The organism is Dactylosporangium sp. NPDC050688 (assembly GCF_040654515.1).
GTDB lineage: Bacteria > Actinomycetota > Actinomycetes > Mycobacteriales > Micromonosporaceae > Dactylosporangium.
Map to the genome: position 1 here is coordinate 14,097 of NZ_JBFAIC010000092.1, position 19,381 is coordinate 33,477.

General features: G+C 77.1%; 2 protein-coding genes. Both read right to left on the bottom strand.

What is annotated here, in order from left to right; genetic code table 11:
• Positions 1 to 165: 165 nt before the first annotated feature.
• Positions 166 to 10,713 (bottom strand): beta-ketoacyl synthase N-terminal-like domain-containing protein, encoded by a 10,548-nt coding sequence (locus tag AB0H83_RS46645; protein WP_360108649.1) that lies wholly within the window; start codon positions 10,711 to 10,713, stop codon positions 166 to 168.
• Positions 10,710 to 19,361: an SDR family NAD(P)-dependent oxidoreductase gene (locus AB0H83_RS46650; RefSeq protein ID WP_360108652.1), complete on the bottom strand. Its 8,652-nt coding sequence runs from the start codon at positions 19,359 to 19,361 to the stop codon at positions 10,710 to 10,712. Before AB0H83_RS46650 ends, AB0H83_RS46645 begins: the two co-directional genes overlap by 4 nt.
• Positions 19,362 to 19,381 lie beyond the last annotated feature (20 nt).

Here is a 19,381-nt window from a genome sequence, read left to right on the forward strand (position 1 = left end):
GCACTTCTGCAGGCCGGCGGGTTCGCGCGTTTGCCGGCACCTTCTGGAGGCCGGCGGTGTTCGCGCGTTGCCGGCGATCCGGGGCCTGCCGCGGGCCGGGCGTCCGGGCAGCCGGCAGGGGCGGCCGGCACACGAGGTGCCGGCCGCCCCTGGAAGGTGCGTGGGTCAGCGGGCCGGTGGGGGGAACAGCCCGTTGCGCACGCAGTGGGTGAGGTACATGGGCACCAGCTCGGCGATCGTCGGGCAGTGGATGCCGGCCGGTGCCAGCAGCGACCGGGTGTAGGTCGCGTCGGGCGGGCAGCTGTGCTCGTAGTGCTCCGGGCCCCAGGTCTCGATGCCGTACTTGATCATCTCGATGGTCTGCGAGTCGTAGGGTTCGGTGGAGCCGGCCGAGCGGAAGAGGCGTTCGACGGCCATGCGGTGGAACTCGCGGACCGAGACGGCGCGCACGTCGTAGCCGAAGTCGCGGACGTGGTCGAAGATCTCGTTCAGGCTGCGGATGTCGGGGTTCGTGAGGTGGTACGTCTCGCGGTACGAGGCGCGGCGCAGGCCCAGCTCGACGATGCCGGCGCTGACGTAGTCCACGGGGGTGATGTCCCAGTGGTTGGCGGTGACGGCGGAGACGCAGGTGTCCACGACCGTCTTGAGCAGGTCGTAGTAGACGCCCTTCACGTTGACGTCGGCGAACGGGTAACGGCCGGTCACCGAGTCGCCCATGATGTTCCCGGGGCGCACGATCGTCCACATGAGACCGTCGTCGGAGGCGGCGCGGACCAGCTTCTCCGCGTGGTACTTCGTCTCCTGGTACGGCAGGTGGTCGTACTCCTGGCCGAGCTCCAGGTCGTGCTCGGTGAACGGCCGGTTGTCGTGCAGCAGCCAGTCACCGAGGGCGCTGAAGCTGGAGACGTAGACGAGGTGCCGGTGCCCGGTGCGCAACGCGAAGTCGATCATGCGCTGGGTGCCGTCGACGTTGATCGGGGCGAGGGAGTCGTAGAACGAGACCAGGGTGGTGCGGGCCGCGGCGTGGATGGTGACGTCGACGTCGGCGGCCAGCCGGGCCAGCTCCTCCTCGGCCAGGCCGAAGTTGTCGAGGGTCACGTCACCCAGGACCGGGGTGACCCGCCGGCGCAGCTCCGCTCGGAGGGCGCCTTCCTCGTCGTACACCGCCAGCAGCCGGCCGATGCGGTCCAGCGCCGCCTCCGGGGAGTCGGCCCGCACCAGGCACCGGATCCGGGACTCGGTCCTGGCCAGCAGGTCGTGCAGCAGCCTCGCGCCGAGCACGCCCGTCACGCCGGACATGAAGACGGAGTCGTACGGCAGCGGCGCCGGCAACGCGACCGGCTCGACCTCCCGGGCGGGCTCGGCCAGCACCTTGCCGAGGCGACCCGACGGGCCGGTGCCGGGGCCCGTGCCGGCCAGGACGCCGCTGTCGACGAGGTGGTCGGTGAGGCCGCGGATGGTGGTGAAGTCGTCGATGACCGTGCCGGGGATGCGCACGCCGTAGGCCTTCATGAGGCGGTTGAGCATGCGGACGGAGACGACCGAGTCGAAGCCGAAGTCGGCGAAGTCGGCGTCGGGGTCCAGCTCGCCGGCCGGCAGCTTGGTCAGCTCGGCGAAGATGCCGGTGATCTGGCTGCCGAGCCTGGCCCGGAACTCCTCGTGCGGGGCATCGGCCGCGGGGGCCGGGGCCACGACGGGCGCGGGGGCGGGGGGTGCGACCGGAGCCGGGGCAGCAGCGGGGGCAGTGGCGCGCTGGTACTCCTCCGGCACGATCCAGTGGCGTTCGGGGGCGAACGGGTAGGTCGGCAGGCTCACCACCCGCCCGGCCGGGGCCGCCGCGAGGCGCTCCCAGTCTACCGTCCAGCCCTGTGTCCACAGCTCGCCGAGCCGGCGCAGGTCCCCGCCGGCGCGCAGGCCGGTCAGGTAGTCGCGGTCGGCGGCGTTCTCGCCGGCCGGCCGGTCCTGGTACGAGGGCACCGCGCCGCTCATCACGAGCCGGTCGGGCCGGCCCGCGGCGAACGCCTCCAGCCGCTCGGCGAGCTCCGCGACCGACGACACCACCGTCGCCAGCCGGTGCTCGAATGACTCGCGCCCGACCATCAGCGTCCACGCGACGTCGTCCAGCGGGACGGGCGCGGAGCGCAGGAACCGGGCCAGGCCGGTGGCGTACGCGGTGAGCCGGTCGGCCTTGCGCGCCGACAGCACGATCAGGCGCGGACCGGCCGGCGCGGCGGGCGCGGCGGGCCCGCCGCGGTGCTCGGAGATGATGACGTGCCCGTTGGCCCCGCCGGCGCCGAAGGAGCTGACGGCGGCCAGCCGCGGCGCGCCGTCCGGGTGCGACGGCCAGGGGGTCGCGGCCGTGGCGACGGTGAACGGGCTGGCGGCGAAGTCGACGTTCGGGTTCGCCGGTTCGGCGTGCGGCGAGGGCGGGATCGTGTCGTGGCGCAGCTGCAGCAGGGTCTTGACGATGCCGGCGACACCCGCCGCCGCCTCCAGATGCCCGATGCTGGCCTTCGCCGAGCCGATCGCGCAGAACCCGCGGTCGCCGGTGTGCGCACGGAACGCCTTCGTCAGCGCGGCGATCTCGATCGGGTCGCCGAGCGAGGTGCCCGTGCCGTGGGCCTCCACATAGGACAGTTCGCGGGGGTCGACGCCGGACTGCCGCAGCGCCTCGCCGATGAGGTCGGCCTGGGCGTTGGGGCTGGGCACGTTGAACCCGTTGGTGCGGCCACCGTGGTTGACGGTGCTGCCGCGGATGATGCCGTAGATGCGGTCGCCGTCCTCCTCGGCGTCGGTGAGCGGCTTGAGGACCAGGGTCGCGACGCCCTCGCTGGGCACGTATCCGTCGCCGCCGGCGCCGAACGCCCGGCACCGCCCGTCGGTGGACGCCCACCGCCCGTGGCCCAGCAGCAGGAACTTGCCGGGGTGGACGGTGACGTTGACGCCGCCCGCGATCGCGTAGCCGCACTCGCCGCGCCGCAGCGCCTCCACCGCCAGGTGCACGGCGGTCATCGACGCGGAGCACGCGGTGTCCACCGCCATGCTGGGGCCGTTGAGGCCGAGGTGGTACGAGACGCGGTTGGCCACCGCCCAGTACCCGACGATCGGCATGCCGACCAGCAGCTGGTAGTCGCCGTAGGTGACGCCGGCGAAGACCCCGGTGTCCTTGGTGCCCCGGCGCGCGGCGGTGGCCCGCATCCGTGCCGGGGTGTAGCCGGCGTCCTCGACCGCGGACCAGGCGGCCTGCAGGAACAGCCGCTGCTGCGGGTCCATCCCCTCCGCCTCCTTCGGCGGGATCTGGAAGAACCGCGCGTCGAACTCGTCGACACCGTCGATGAAGCCGCCCCACCGCGCGTAGGTGGCGCCGGGCTCGTCGGGGTCGTCACTGAGGAACCGGCTGTGGTCCCACCGGTCGGCGGGGACCTCCACGATGCAGTCCCGGCCGCCGAGGAGGTTGCGCCAGAACTCGTCGTTGTCGCGCGCCATCGGGTAGCGACCGGCCATGCCGATGATGGCGATGTCGCCGGTACGGGGGCGCCCACCCCCTGCGGTGGCCGGCTTCGCCGCCGGTTCGGCCGGGACGGGTGCCGGCGCGGCTTGCGCGGCCGGTGCCGGGGTCGCGGTGAGCTCACGGAGCCGGCCGGGGTAGGTGGCGGCGAGGTGGGCGGCGAGCTCGGCGATGGACTGGTGCTCGAAGAACAGCGTCGCCGACACGGCCCCGAACGCGTCCTCGAGGTGCTGGTTGAGCCGGGTGATGAGGACGGACTCGATGCCGTACTCCGACAGCGGGGCACGGACGCGGATCCGTTCCGCCGGCAGGCGCGCCTCGGTCGCGAGCAGCGCCTTCAGGTAGTCCTGCGCCAGGTCGACGAGGTCGGGCCCGCCGGGCGCCGGGACCTCGCCGGACAGCGCGGCGCGGACCGGCCCGACGGCGAACGCGGCGAGGGACATGCTCGCCGGGAAGGCGCCGTCGGGCAGCTGCACCCCGAACACCCGGTTGATCCGGCCGATCAGCCGGGCCCGGCCGGCGTCGTCCAGCCCGGCCGCGGCGGCGGGGACCCGGATGTCCAGGTCGGACGGGTCGACGCCGAGCTCGCCGGCGGCTGCGCCGATGACGAGCTTCGCGAACCGGCCGCTGTCGACGGGCTCGAGGCCGGCCGGGCGCCCAGCCACGGCCGTGGGGGTCGCCCCCGGCCGGACCTGCACGGGCTGCGGCACGGGCAGCGGGGCCGCTTGCGGGGCCGCTTGCGGGGCCGCCTGCGGAGCCGCCTGCGGAGCCGCCTGCGGAGCCGCCTGCGGAGCCGCCTGCGGAGCCGCCTGCGGAGCCGCCTGCGGGGCGGCTTGCGGGGCGGCGCCTCCTTCGGGCCCGCCGGACGGACCGCGATCCGGGCCGCCGCTCGGGCCGCCGCTCGGGCCGCTCGACGGGCCGCCGGACGGGCCGTCTGATGGGCCGCCTGACGGGTCGTTGGCCGGGTCGGTGCCGGCGTCGGGGAGCCAGCAGCGTTCGGTGTCGAACGAGTAGCCGGGCAGGTGGAGCCGGCGGGCGGTGCCCTTCGGGTACATGCGGGCCGGGTCCAGGGAGCCGCCGGCGGCCCAGGCACGGCCGGCCTCGTGCGGGTCGCCGCCCGGCTCGGGGGCGACCGTCGGGCCGGCCGGCGCGTCCGGGTCGACCTGGCCGAGGTGCACGCCGGCCGGGCGGCCGCCCGCGGCGAGCAGGGCGAGCCGGGCCCGCAGCTGCTCGACGGAGCCGGCCACCAGCGCCGCGCGGTGCTCGAACGGCACCCGTCCGGTCTGCATCGTGGCGGCGACGTCATGCAGGGCGGCGTCCGGCATCCCGGCCAGGGCCCGCTCCAGCTCGGCGGCGGCCCGGCGCAGGGCGGCCTCGCTGCGCGCCGACAGCGGCACCAGGGCCTCGCGGGCCGGGGCCGGGGTCGCCGGGCGGCGCTCATCGTGGCCGGCGACGACCAGGTGGGCGTTGGTGCCGCTGAACCCGAACGAGCTGATCGCGGCGAGCCTGCGGTGCGCCGGCCACGGCAGCAGCTCGGTGTTGACGAAGAACGGCGAGTCCGCCAGGCCGGTGAGCTCGTTGTCCGCGGTGAAGTTCAGCGACGGCGGGATGTACCCCTCGCGCATCGCCAGCAGCACCTTGATGAGGCCGGCGACTCCGGCGGCGTGCGAGCTGTGCCCGATGTTCGTCTTGATCGAGCCGATCGGGACGGTGCGCCGGGTGTCGGTGTACCCGCGGAACGCGCCGGTGAGCGCCTCGATCTCGATCGGGTCGCCGAGGCGGGTGCCGGTGCCGTGGGTCTCGACGTAGCCGATGCCGGACGGGTCGATGCCGAAGCGGTCGTAGACGTCGGTGGCGAGCTCGCGCTGCGACCGGGCGCTCGGCGCGGTGATGCCGTTGGTGCGACCGTCCTGGTTGACGCCGGCGGCCTTGATGACGCCGTGGATCGGGTCCCCGTCGGCGAGCGCCGCGGCGAGCGGCTTGAGCAGTACCACACCCGCCCCCTCGGCCATGACGAACCCGTCGGCTGCCGCGTCGAACGCGCGGCACTGCCCCGTCGGGGAGAGCATCCCGAGCGACGAGGTGAGCAGCAGGTGGTCCAGGGTGCTGTAGACGGCGACGCCGCCGGCCAGCGCGAGGTCGCAGTCGCCGGCGCCGAGGCTGCGGCACGCCTGATGGATCGCGACGAGCGACGACGAGCACGCGGTGTCGAAGCTCATGCAGGGTCCGGTGAGGTCGAGGTGGTACGCGACCCGGGCGGGCAGGATCGACGGGGCGTTGCCGGTGAACACGTGCGGCACCCCGCCCAGCCCCCGGTCACGGATCAGGGTGACGTAGTCCGACGGCGGGGAGCCGGCGAACACACCGCAGCGGACCCTCGCCAGCTGCCGCGCGTCGAGGCCGGCGTCCTCCACGGCCCGCCACGCCTCCTGCAGGAACAGCCGCTGCTGCGGGTCCATGTAGTCGGCCTCGGCCGGGACGATGTTGAAGAACGCCGGGTCGAACAGGTCGACGTCGTCGAGGTAGCCGCCCCAGCGGGTGTAGGTCCTGCCGGGGCGCGGCGGCCACGGGGCGTACACCGCGTCGAGGTCGAACCGGTCCCCGGGCACGCCGGCGATGCTGACCTGGCCGGCGACGAGGTTCTGCCACAGCGCGCGGGTGTCCCGGGCACCCGGGTAGCGTCCGGCCATGCCGATGACGGCGATGTCGAGGGTACGGCTGGGCCCGGTGCCACCGCCGACGAGCGGGACGGCCGCGGGCCGCGGTCGCGGCTCGGCCGGCACGGAGGCGGGCGCTGCGGGCGGCACGGCGGCCGGCGGGACGGCGGCGGGCACGGTGACCGGCGTCGCCAGGGCGCGCGGCGCGGACGCCGGCGCGGCGCCCGGCCCGCCTGGCGCCGCAGGCGCGGGCCCGGCAGGCGCAGACGGGGGCGCGGGCGTGGCAGACGCAGACGCGGGCGCGGGCGTGGCAGACGCAGACGCGGGCGCTAGCGCGGCAGGCGCGGGCGCGATGCGGGCGCCGATGGTGGCGAAGTGGGTGGCGAGGCGGCGGACGCTCGGGTGGTCGAAGACGACCGTCGGCTTGACCGCCACGCCGAGCGCCGCGTTGAGCCGCTCCACCAGTTTCACCGCGAGAATCGAGTCGACGCCGTACTCGGCGAACGACATCGTCGGCCGCACCTCGGCGACGACCACCCCGAGCCCGTCGGCGATGATCGCGGCGACGACCGGCTCCAGGACCTCGGGCGGGTCCGCGGCCGGCCGCCCGGCCTCCGCCGCGACCGGCGCCACCACCGCGGCGGCAACGACCGGCGCCGCTTCCTCGACCGTGGCGGCGACGACCGGCGCGGCTTCCTCGGCCACGGTGGGCGGCGCCGGCAGGGCGGGCCGGGCCGGCACGACGACCGGGGCGCCGGAGTTGGCGGCGACGATGACCCGGAACGACGGGTCGGCGTCGGCGGTGAGGCCGGGACCGTAGCCGGTGAAGTCCCGGTAGCCGGTCCGGCGGGTCGCCTCCCGCCACTGCTCCACCGACAGCAGCGGCGAGTTGGGCAGGCGGCGCTGCGGGTCGGTGTACCGGTGCCAGCCGTCGAGCATCCCGATCGACAGCGTGAGGATGTCGATGTCGGCGACCGGCTCACCGAGGACCAGCAGGCCGGTCGGGGCGAGCAGCCGGCGCAGCATGGACAGCGACTCGTCGACGTCGGCGACCGCGTGCAGGGCGCTGGCGGCGAAGACCGCGTCGAACCCGCCCTCGGCGAAGCCCTGCTCGACCGGGTCCCGCTCGGCGTCGAGGACCTTGAACCGCACGAACGGGTAGGTGCCGGCGAACGTGCGCCGCCCGTGCGCGACGAAGCTGCCGCCGACGTCGGTGTAGTGGTACTCGACCTCGGTGTCGCGGGCGGCCACGGCGGCAAGCACCGCGTGGGAGGTGCTGCCGGTGCCGGCGCCGACCTCGAGGATGCGCACCGGGCGGCGGCCGGCGCGGGCCCGTACGTCGACGATGGTGCCGATGAGCCGGGCCAGTTCCTCGCTGTAGAAGTCGTAGGCGGGGCTGCCGCGGTACACGCCGGCCATCAGGTCCACACCCGAGCCCGGGAACAGGATCTCGGTCACCGGGATCTCGCCGCGCAGCGTGTGCGGGTAGGCCTGCACGCAGGTGTCCAGCAGCCGCACGAACGGGTACGCCTCCGGGTGCTGCTCCAGGATGTCGCCACGCAGCGCCGGCAGGTCCTCGGTGCCGCCGGTGAGGCGCACCACGTCGCCCTCCCGCTCGACGTGGCCGTGGCGTTCGAGCACGGCGAGGCAGGCGTCGAAGAAGCGGAAGAACTCCGGGCGGATGCCCAGCCCTTCGCGGACCTCGGCGACGGTGCCGCCCTCGGCCGGGAAGCCCAGCGTGCCGAGCTTGCGCGCCGCGGAGCCGGACGCGTAGCGGCCCAGCAGCGGGTACGCGGCCTCCAGCTCGACGTCCAGGTGCGGGGTGCCCGCCTCGTACGCCTCGGTGATCGCGGCGATGGAGCTCGCGTCGGTGGGCTCGTCCAGCCAGTAGCGGGTGCGCTGCAACGGGTACCCGGGGACGGGCACCCGGCGCGCGGGCCCGCCGTTGAGGGCCGCCCAGTCGGGGCGCCCGCCGACGGTCCACAGCCGCGCGGTGCTGTCCAGGTCGCCGGCGGTGTAGTGGCGGCCGAGCAGGTCGGCACGGCCGGGCTCGCGGTCGGCCTCCCCGGCGGCGGTGCCGGTGTGCACCGCCGCCGGCTCGCCGGCGAGGTACCGCTCCAGGGCCGTCGCGGCCTCGCCGGGCGTCGTGGCGACGAGCGCCAGCCGCACCTCCAGGGCGGGCCGGCCGACCTGCAGGGTGCGGGCGATGTCGCGGAACCGGCCCGGGTCGGCGCCGCGCAGGAACCCGGCGATACGCCCGGCGTAGACGCGCAGCCGCTCCTCGGTGCGGGCCGACAGGACCAGGACCTCCGGTCCGGCGGGCGGGGCGGGCAGCGGCGGCGCGACGTACTCCTCGATCACGACGTGCGCGTTGGCGCCGCCCGCGCCGAAGGAGCTGACCCCGGCCCGGCGGCGCCCGCCGGCCTCGATGGCGGGGCGCGGCCACGGCTGGGCGTCCTGCGGCACCCGCAGCCGCGCCGCCGAGAAGTCGATCTCGGGATTGAGCCGGTCGGAGTGCAGCGACGGCGCGATCGTGCCGTGGCGCATCTGCAGCAGGACCTTGGTGACGGCGGCGACGCCGGCCGCGGCCTCCAGGTGCCCGATGTTGGACTTGACCGAGCCGAGCAGGCACGGCTCGCTGCGGCCGGCCAGGGCCCGGTTGAGCCCGGCGACCTCGACCGGGTCGCCGAGGGCGGTGCCGGTGCCGTGCGCCTCGACGTAGCCGATGGAGCCCGGGTCGACCTGCGCCTCGCTGAGCGCCCGGGCGATCGCCTCGCCCTGCGCGACCGGGTTGGGCACGGTGAGCCCGGCCGCCCGCCCGCCGTGGTTGACGGCCATGCCGAGGATGACGCCGTGGATGGTGTCGCCGTCCTCTTCCGCCTTGGCGAGCGGTTTGAGCAGCAGCGCGCCGACGCCCTCGCCGGGCACGTAGCCGTCGCCGCCCTCACCGAACGAGCGGCACCGGCCGTCGGAGGCCGCCATGTTGAGCGTGCGCAGCAGCAGGAACTTGTCGGGGTGCAGGAGCAGGTTGACCCCGCCCGCGATCGCCGCGTCGCACTCGCCCTCGGCGATGCTGCGGCAGGCCAGGTGCAGCGCGGTCAGCGACGACGAGCAGGCGGTGTCGACGGCCATGCTCGGGCCGGCGAAGTCGAAGAAGTACGAGACGCGGTTGGCCACCGAGGAGGCCATCGACGGCACCGACGTCGGGGTGCCGCGGCGGGTCGCGTCGACACCGAGGAGCCGGTAGTCGGCCCACATGGCGCCGACGAAGACACCGACCCGGTTGTGCGGGGCGCGGAAGTCGTCGGGCTGGTAGCCGGCGTGTTCGACGGCGGCGTACGCGGCCTCCAGGAACAGCCGCTCCTGCGGGTCCAGGGTGGCCGCGGTGCTGGGCGGGATGCGGAAGAACAGCGGGTCGAACTTGTCGACGTCGGCGATGAACCCGCCGTGGCGGGGCAGCGACACGTCGCCGGTCGGGTAGTCCTCGGCGCGCCAGCGTTCCGCGGGTACCTCGGTGATGGCGTCGTGCCCGGCCATCAGGTTGTCCCAGAAGGCGTCGAGGTTGCCGGCGCCCGGGTACCGGCCGGCCACGCCGACGATCGCGACGTCGAGCGGGCGCCGTTCGGGGCGCGGCGGCCGGGACGCGCGGCGCGACAGCGGCCGGACCGGCGCCTCGGCTGAAACTTCGGCCCGGTCCGGGGCAGGAGCCGGTTCACGGACGGCGTGCACGCCGTCGAGGCGGACGGCGAGGCAGCCGTCGGCGTCGTACAGGGCGATGTCGGCCTCGAGGGCGTCCTGCCCGGCGGGGCGGACCCGCGCGACGACGTTGGTGAGCCCGTCGAGGCGGCGCGGCGCGCGGACCAGGCGGATCGAGCGCGGCCGGAACGGTGCGGTGCCCTCGACGGTGGCGAGCCCGAACGCGGCGACGAGGGCCGCGTCCAGCAGCGCCGGGTGGGCGTGGAAGTCGCCGGCCCGGGCGGCCGCCGCCGGGCTGGGGGTGAGCTGGGCGACGACGTCGTCGCCGGACAACCCGACCCAGCCGCGGGCCTGCAGGAACTCCCCGCGATCCAGTCCGGAGCGTCCCGCCCGGGCGTACAGCTCGGCGAGGTCGGCCGCACCGGCCGCGGCCCGGCCGTGGGCGGCGAGGTCCAGCGGTGCCGCGGCCGGCTCGGGGCCGGCCCACCGCACCCGGCCGTCGAGAACCGCGACGGCCGGGTCCGGGTCGCCGGCGCCGCCCGGGTCGCCGGCCTGGACCGGGCTGGCGTCGGCGCGCACCCGGGTGGTGTCGCCGTCGGTGGTGGCGCGGTACACCAGCCGCCGTGGCCGGCCGTCGGCGAAGCGGACCGGGCCGGGGAAGGTCAGCTCGGACAGTTCCACGCCGTCGGCGGCCAGGCCGCGCCGTGCGGCGGCGCGCAGCAGCACGTCGACATGGCTGAGCTCGGGCAGCTGCGCCGCACCGTGCAGGTGGTGGTCGGCGACGAGGGCGTCGCCCGGGCCGGCCAGGAGTTGGAAGTCGCCGAGCGCGGCTTCGCTGAGCACATCCGTCATGACAGGGACTCCAACTGGGATAGCGGCTGGTGGTGGAGGATGGTGCGGCTTTCCTGGTCCTGCCCGGGGCGCAGCCTGGTGGTGAGGTACTCGGCCAGCACGGCCGGGGTCGGGCACTCGAAGACGAGCGTGGTCGGCAGGCGCAGCCCGGTGGCGGCGCCGAGCCGGTTGCGCAGCTCGACGGCCATCAGGGAGTTGAACCCGCTCTCCAGGAACGGGCCGTCGGGGTCGACCTCGCCGCTCTGGTCGTGGCCGAGGACCAGGGCCGCCTCGGCGCGCACGACCGCCAGGACGGCGCGTGAACGGTCGGTGGGGGGCAGCCCGGCGAGCCGGGCACCGAGGTCCTCGACGGGGGGCGCGGCCTGGGCGGCCTGGGCAGTCTGGGTGGTCCCCCGTGGTGCCAGCAGGCCGGCGAGCATCGGCGCCGCCGTCCCGGCCTGGCCGGCCAGGTGGACCGCCACGAGCATCGCCGCGTCGCCGCGCCGGGCGGCGTCGTACAGGCGCAGCGCCCGGTCGGTGCGCAGCGGCCGCAGCCCGGTGCGCTCGATGCGGCGCAGCTGCCGCTCGTCGAGCCGGTCGGCCATGCCGTCGCCGCTGGCCCACGGGCCCCAGGCGAGCGACTGGGCGGGCAGTCCGAGCGCCCGGCGCTGTTCGGCGAGCGCGTCGAGGTACGCGTTCGCGGCCGCGTAGTTGCCCTGGCCCGCGTTGCCCAGGACCCCGGACACGGAGCTGAACAGCGTGAACGCGGCCAGGGGCAGGTGCCGGGTGAGGTCGTGCAGGTGCTGCGCGCCGTCGACCTTGGCGCGTAGCACCCGCGCGATGCGCTGCGGGGTGAGGTCGGCGACGAGCGCGTCGTCGACGATGCCGGCGGCGTGCACGACCGCGGTCAGCGGGTGCCGGGACGGGATCCGTGCGAGCAGCGCGGCGACCTGGTCGCGGTCGGCGACGTCGCACGCCGCGACGGTGACCGAGGCCCCGGCCGCGTTGAGCGCGTCGAGGCCGGTCGGGTCGCCGCGCCGGCCGGCGAGCAGCAGGTGCCGCACGCCGTGCTCGGCGACGAGGTGCGCGGCGAGTGCCCGGCCGAGCGAGCCCGTGCCGCCGGTGATGAGCACCGTCCCGTCGGGGTCGAACGGGGCCGTCGCCGGCCCGGTCGCCGGGCCTTGCCGGGCGGCCTGCCCGGCGTCCGCGGCCGGGTCGAGGCGGGTCAGCTGCGGGGTGAGGCCGGTGGCGCCGCGGATCGCGAGCTGCTCCGCGCCGCCGCCGAGGAGCGCGGGCAGGACCCGGCGGGCGGCCGCGGAGCCGTCGGTGTCGACGAGCACGAAACGGCCGGGGTGTTCGGCTTGCGCGGCGCGCACCAGGCCCCACACGGCCGCCTGAGCGGGGTCGGCGTGGTCGCCGGGGGTGACGGCCATCGCGCCGGTCGTGACCACGGCGAGCCGGGCGCCGGCGAACCGGTCCGCGGCCAGCCAGTCCTGCAGCAGCACGGCGGCGGCGGTGACCGCGCGGTGGGTGCCGGCGACCGGGTCGGTGCCGGTGACCCAGGCTGCCGTGCCGGCCAGGACCACCGGCGGGACGAGCGGGCCGAAGCGGCTCAGGTCCGCGTACGTGTCGACCTCGCCGTCGCCGAGCGGCAGCGCGAGCGCCGGGTCGGGGCGGCCGACGACGGCCAGCTGCCGCGGCGGGGGGCCGGTCGGGGCCGGGGTCCAGGTGCGGCGTAGCAGGGTGCCGTTGGCCGCCGGGTCGAGCTGCTCGGCGGCGACGCCGCGCACGTGCATCGACGCGATCCGGGCGACCGGCCGGCCGGTGGCGTCGGCGACGGTGAGGTCCATGCCGTCGGGTTCGCCGGCGGCCGGGACCAGCCGGACCCGCAGGGCGCCGGGGCCGGGCCGGTGCAGGCGCACGCCGTTGATGGCGAACAGGATCGGGATCTGCCCGGCGGCCTCGGCGCGTTCGGCGTAACCCTCCAGGCTCAGGTGCGCGGCGGCGTCCAGCAGCGCCGGGTGGATGCCGTAGCCGGCCGTCCCGGGACGGTGCCCGTCCGGCAGGTCGATCTCCGTGTACAGCTCGGCGCCGCGCCGCCAGGCCGCCCGCAGGCTGCGGAACGCGGGGCCGAAGTGGTACCCGCGGCGGTGCAGCCGCTCGTAGAGCCCGTCGACGTCGACGCGGTGCGCGCCGGTCGGCGGCCACGGCGTGAGATCCGGGTCGGCCTCGGCCGGTGCCGCCGCGGCGGCGAGGCCGGCCGCGTTGCACACCCATTCGGTCGCGTCCTCGGGCCGGGAGTGGATGGCCAGCGTCCGCCGGCCGGCCGCGTCCGGGGCGCCGACGGACACCTGCACCTGGACGCCGGCGTCGCCGGACAGCCGGATCGGCGTGCGGAACGCGAGCTCCTCCACCTGCCCGGCGCCGGCCCGCAGCGCCGCGTCGAGGGCGAGCTCGAGCAGGGCGGTGCCCGGCACGATGACGACCCCGGCGACGGTGTGGTCGGCGAGCCACGGCTGCGCCGCGGTCGACAGCCGCCCCGTGAAGACCCAGGCGCCCGTCCCGGCGAGCGGCACCGCCGCGCCGAGCATCGGGTGCTCGACGGCCTGCAGACCGAGCGGGCCCGCCACCGGCGCCGGCGCGGCGGCCGGCCGCGGCCAGAACCGCCGGCGCTGGAACGCGTACGTCGGCAGCGCCACGACCCGGCCACCGTGCACGCCGGCGAGCACGGCCCAGTCCGGCGACACCCCGTGACCGTGCAGCTCGGCGAGCGCCCCGATCAGCGCCGCCGGCTCCGGCCGCCCGCGCCGCTGGGTCGGCACCACCACGTACGTGGCGTCGTCGGCGTCGAGGCAGTCGCTGACCATGCCGGCCAGGACGCTGTCGGGGCCGAGCTCGACGAACGTCTGCACGCCGCGGTCGGCCAGCCAGCGCACGCCGTCGGCGAACCGGACGGTGGCCCGCACGTGCCGCACCCAGTACCCGGGGGTGGCGATGCCGAGGTCCGGGGCGCCGGTGACGTTGGAGACGACGGGGATGCCCGGCGCGTGCCAGGTGAGGGACTCCGCGACGGCCCGGAACTCCTCGAGCATCGGGTCCATGTGGGCGGAGTGGAACGCGTGGCTGACCCGCAGCCGGCGGGTGCGGCGCCCCTGCGTACGCCAGCGGGCCGCCAGCGCCTCGACGGCGTCCTCGTCGCCGGAGACGACGACGGCGTGCGGGCCGTTGACGGCGGCGACGTCGACCCGGCCGGCGAACCCGCCGGCGAGCTCGCCGGTGAGCTCGCCGGTGAGCTCGCCCAGGGCCGCGGTCACCTCGGCCTCGGTCGCGTCGACGGCGAGCATCGCGCCGCCGGCCGGCAGCCGCTGCATGAGCCGGCCGCGGGCGGCGACGAGGCGGCAGGCGTCGGCGAGGTCGAGCACGCCGGCGCAGTGGGCCGCGGCGAGCTCGCCGACGGAGTGCCCCAGCAGCTGCGCCGGCGCCAGCCCCCACGCGGTGAGCTGGCGGAACAGCGCCACCTGGAAGGCGAACAGGGCGGGCTGTGCGTTGCCGGTGCGGTGGATCGCCGCCTCGTCCGTGCCGGTCAGCACCTCGCCCAGCGGCAGGTGGGCGGCGACCTCGTCGAATGCCGCGGCGAACACCGGCAGGCAGGCCCGCAGCTGCTGCCCCATACCGTGGTGCTGGCTGCCCTGGCCGGTGAACATCCACGCGACCGCGCCGTCGGGGCGGACCCGCCCGCGCAGGAGGTTCGCGGCGTCGGTGCCGGCGGCGAGCGCCGACAGCCCGTGGCGCAGCCGGTCGCGGTCGGCGGCCACGACGGTGCCCCGCTCCGCGAGCGCCGCGCGGGTGGTGGCCAGCGAGTGCGCGATGTCGGCGAGCGCGACGCCCGGCGCCGCGTCGAGGTGCGCGAGGAGGCGGGCGGCCTGGTCCCGCAGCGCGGCAGGGGTGCGGGCCGTGAGCGGGAACGCCAGCGGGACGTCCGCCGCGGGCCGCCCGGCCGGCGCCGGCACCGGCGCGGGCGGCGCCTCCTCCAGGATCACGTGGGCGTTGGTGCCGCTGATCCCGAACGCGGACACCGCCGCGCGACGGGGACGCCCGCCGGGCCACGGCATCGACCCGGCGAGAACCTCGACGGCGCCCGCGGACCAGTCGACGTGCGGCGTGGGCTCGCCCGCGTGCAGCGACGCCGGCAGGACCGCGTGCCGCAGCGCCTGCACCATCTTGATGATCCCGGCGACGCCCGCGGCGCCCTGCGTGTGGCCGATGTTCGACTTGACCGACCCGATCCGGCACGGACGGCCCTCGGGCCGGCCCTGCCCGTAGGTGGCCAGCAGCGCGGTCGCCTCGATCGGGTCGCCGAGGACCGTGCCGGTGCCGTGTGCCTCGACCGCGTCGACGTCGGCCGCGTCCAGGCCGGCGCCGCGCAGCGCGGCCCGGATGACGCGCTGCTGGGCCTCGCCGCTGGGTGCGGACAGGCCGTTGCTGGCGCCGTCCTGGTTGACCGCGCAGCCGCGCACGACGGCGAGGACCGGGTGTCCGTTGCGTTCGGCGTCGCTGAGCCGCTCCAGCAGCAGCATGCCCATGCCCTCGCCCCAGCCGGTGCCGTCGGCGCCGGCGGAGAACGGCTTGCACCGCCCGTCGGCGGCGAGCCCGCCCTGCCGGCTGAACTCGACGAACGGGGTCGGCGTCGCCATCACCGTCACCCCGCCGGCGAGCGCCAGCCCGCACTCCCCCGCGCGCAGTGCCTGCGCGGCGAGGTGCACGGCGACGAGCGAGGAGGAGCAGGCGGTGTCGACGGTGACGGCCGGGCCGGTCAGTCCGAGGGCGTAGGCGACCCGGCCGGAGATGACCGAGGCGGACACGCCGGTGACCCGGTGGCCGGCGAAGTCCTCGGCACTGTCGCGCAGCAGGTCCGCGTAGTCGTGGCTGACGACGCCGACGAACACGCCGGTGTCGCCGCCGTGCAGCGTGCCCGGGTCGATGCCGGCCCGTTCGACCGCCTCCCACGCGCCTTCCAGCACGAGCCGTTGCTGCGGGTCGGTGGTGGTCGCCTCGCGGGGGCTGAGCCCGAAGAACTCGGCGTCGAAACCGGCCGGGTCGGCGAGGAACCCGCCGTGTGCGGTGTGGCTCGCGCCGCCGGCGACGAGCCCGTCGATGTCCCAGCCGCGGTCGCCCGGGAACGTGGTGATGGCGTCGGTGCCGGTGGCCACGATCTGCCACAGTGCGTCGGGGTCGTCGGCGCCGCCAGGGTACCGGCAGCTCATCCCGACGATCGCGATCGGCTCGTCCGGCGCGCCCGTGCGCTGCCGCGCGTCGTCGCCCGCCGCGCCGGTGGCGGCCGGGGCGGCCTGGAGCTGGGCCAGGAGGTGTGCGGCGATGCGGTCCGGGGTGGGGTGGTCGAACACGAGGGTGGTGGCCAGCCGCAGGCCGGTGGCGGCCACGAGGCGGTTGCGCAGGTCCACCGCGGTCAGCGAGTCGAGGCCGAGCTCGCGCAGGGCCCGGTCCGGCGCGATCGTGTCGGCGGCGGCGCGGCCGGCCTCCGCCTTGTAGCCGAGGGCCGCGGCGGCCTGGGCGCGGACGAGGTCGCGCAGCTCGCGGCGGGCCTCGCCGGCGGCGAGCCCGGCGAGCCGGGCGACCAGCGGCGGGGACGAGCCGGCCGGTGCGGCGGCGCCGTCCGAGGCGGGCGGCTCGGCGCCGGGGATCTCGGTGAACAGCCGGGTCTGGCGCAGCGCGGCGAAGCCGGCCGTGAAGCGGGGCCAGTCGAGGTCGGCGACGACAGTGCCCGGGCGGCCGGACGGCACCAGGCGGCGCAGCGCGGCGGCGGCGGTCGCCGGGGCCATCGGGACCAGGCCGCGGCGGCGCATCCCGTCGGCCTCGCCGGCCGCCATCCCGGCGCCGTCCCACAGGCCCCACGCGACCGCGGTCGCGGCCAGGCCACGGGAGCGGCGGTGCTCGGCGAGCGCGTCGAGGAAGGCGTTGGCGGCCGCGTACGGGCCCTGTCCGGCGGCGCCCCACACGCCGGCGCCGGAGGAGACGAGCACGAACGCGTCGACGTCGCCGAACACGTGGTCCAGCGCGAGCGCGCCGGCGACCTTCGTGTGCAGGCCGTCGAGCAGGTCGCCGGCCCGCACGTCGGCGAGGGCGACGGTGCTGCCGGCGCCGGCGGCGTGGCACACGGCGCGGATCGGCTCGCCGCGGGCGGCGGCGTCGGCGGCGAGGGCGGCGAGGGCCGTACGGTCGGCGGCCTCGCAGGCGGCGACGGTGACCGTCGCGCCGAGCTCGCGCAGCTGCGCGGCGAGTTCTGCGGCGCCGGGCGCATCGGCGCCGCGGCGGCTGGTGAGCAGCAGCGCGACGCCGGGCCGGGCACGAGCGACGTCACGGGCGATGTGCGCGCCGACCGCGCCGGTGCCGCCGGTGATGAGGACCGTCCCGGCGGCCGGCGGCCACGCCGCGACGGCACCGGGCGCGGCGGCCGGCGCGGCGGTGCCCGCGGCCGGCACGGCGGTGCCCGCGGCCGGCACGAGGCGGCGCGCGTAGACGCCGGTCGGGCGCACCGCCAGCTGGTCCTCGGCGCCGCCATCGGTGAGCAGGGCCGCGAGCCGGTCGGCCGCGTCGTCGTCCAGGTGCTTTGGAAGGTCGACCAGGCCACCCCAGCGGTCCGGGTGTTCCAGCGCCGCGACCCGGCCCAGCCCCCACAGTTGCGCCTGCGCCGGGTCGGTGAGCGGGTCGCCGGCGCCCGTGGAGACCGCGCCCCGGGTCGCGCACCACAGCGGCGCCGGGGCGGCGCGCAGCAGGTCCACGGTGGCCGTCAGGGCGCCGAGGCCCGGCAGCCGCGGGTCAGGCGGGCCGGCGAGGGCGTGCAGGGACAGCACGCCGGTCCAGCCGCCGGGCTCCAGGGTGCCGGCGAGCGTCACCGCGACGCCCCGGCGGGTCAGCGCGGCGCCGATCGCGGCGGCTTCCGCCTGCGCGCCGGGTGGGTGGACGACGAGCCAGGAGCCGCCGGCCGGCCGGGCCTGCGGTGCCGGTACGGGCCGCCAGGCCACCGCATAGGACCAGCGGTCCGCCGCGGCGTGCAGGGCGCGGTCGCGGTGCCAGCGCGACAGGGCGGGCAGGTCCGCGTCGAGCCCGTCGAGGCCGAGCGCGCGCAGGGCGGCCGGGTCGCCGGCGTCGACGGCGCGCCAGAAGTCGGCGTCGGCGGGCGCCGCGGTGCGGTCCTGCTCGTCGAGCCAGAACCGTTCGGTCGCGAACGCGTAGGTGGGCAGGCGGGCCGGGCGGCCGGGGGTGACGAGACCGGTGGCGGCCCAGTCGACGGCCACCCCGCACACGTGCGCCCGGGCCAGGGAGCGGCCGAGGCGTTGCGGTCCGCCCTCGCCGCGGCGCAGGGTGCCGGTGGCGACCGTGTCCGTGGCGCCGGCGGCCTCGGCGGTCTCCTCGACGGCGGTGGCGAGCACCGGGTGCGGGCTCATCTCCAGGAACACCCGGTGCCCGGCGGCGAGCAGGCGGGCCGTGGCGTCGGCGAAGCGGACCGGCCGGCGCAGGTTGGTGAACCAGTACCCGGCGTCGAGCTCGGTGCCGGTGAGCATCTCGCCGGTGACGGTCGACATCATCGGCACCTCGGCGGGGACCGGGGTGATCCCGGCGAGCAGTCCGGCCAGGTCGGCCCGGACGGCGTCGACCTGCGCGGAGTGCGAGGCGTAGTCGACGTCGACGCGGCGGGCCCGCACGTCGTCGGCGTGGCAGGCGGCGAGCAGCGCGTCGAGGGCGTCGGGGTCGCCGGCGACGACGGCGGAGCGGGGGCTGTTGACGACCGCGACGGCGAGCCGGTCGCCGTACGGGGCGAGGCGCGCGGCGAGCGCGTCGGCGGGCAGCTGCACCGACAGCATCCCGCCGCGGCCCGCGAGCGCGGACAGGGCGCGGCTGCGCAGGGCGACGACGCGGGCGGCGTCGTCGAGGTTCAGCGCGCCGGCGACGTACGCCGCGGCGATCTCGCCCTGGCTGTGGCCGACGACGGCGGCCGGGACCACGCCCGCGGCCCGCCACACGGCGGCGAGGGAGACCATCACGGCGAACAGCACCGGCTGCACGACGTCGACCCGCTCGGGGTCGGGCGCGCCGGGAGCGCCGCGTAACGCGTCGTGCAGCGACCAGCCGGTGTACGGGTCGAGCGCGGCGGCGCAGGCGTCGATCGAGGCGCGGAACACGGCGGAGCCGTCGAGCAGGTCGCGGGCCATCCCGGTCCACTGCGCGCCCTGGCCCGGGAAGACGAACACGGGCCGCGGGTCGGACGCGGCGACGCCGGTGACGGCGGCCGGGTCGGGGCGGCCCTCGGCGAGCGCGGTGAGGGCGGCGCGCACGTCGTCGGGGTCCGCGCTGAGGATCGCGGCGCGGTGGGCGTGGTGCGTGCGCGTGGTGGCGAGCGCGGCGGCCAGTGCGGCCAGCGCGGCTGGTGCTGCCTGGTCGCCGCCGGCGGCCGGCGTGGTGGCGTCCGGGCCGGCGGCGGGAGTCGCGGCGGCGGCCGACGTGGTGGTGTCCGGGCCGGCGGCGGGAGTCGCGGCGGCGTCCACCGGGGCAGCGCCGGTCGGCGCGGCGGGTGAGGTCATGAAGTCCAACAGGCGGGCGGCCTGGCGGGCGAGGGCGTCGGCGGTCGCGCCGGACAGCAGCAGCGGCACGTCGGGCGCCAGCGCGAGCT

What these genes read in the sequence shown, in the direction of transcription:
- AB0H83_RS46645 (WP_360108649.1), bottom strand. Translation starts at nt 10,713, where the DNA reads ATGACGGATGTGCTCAGCGAAGCCGCGCTCGGCGACTTCCAACTCCTG.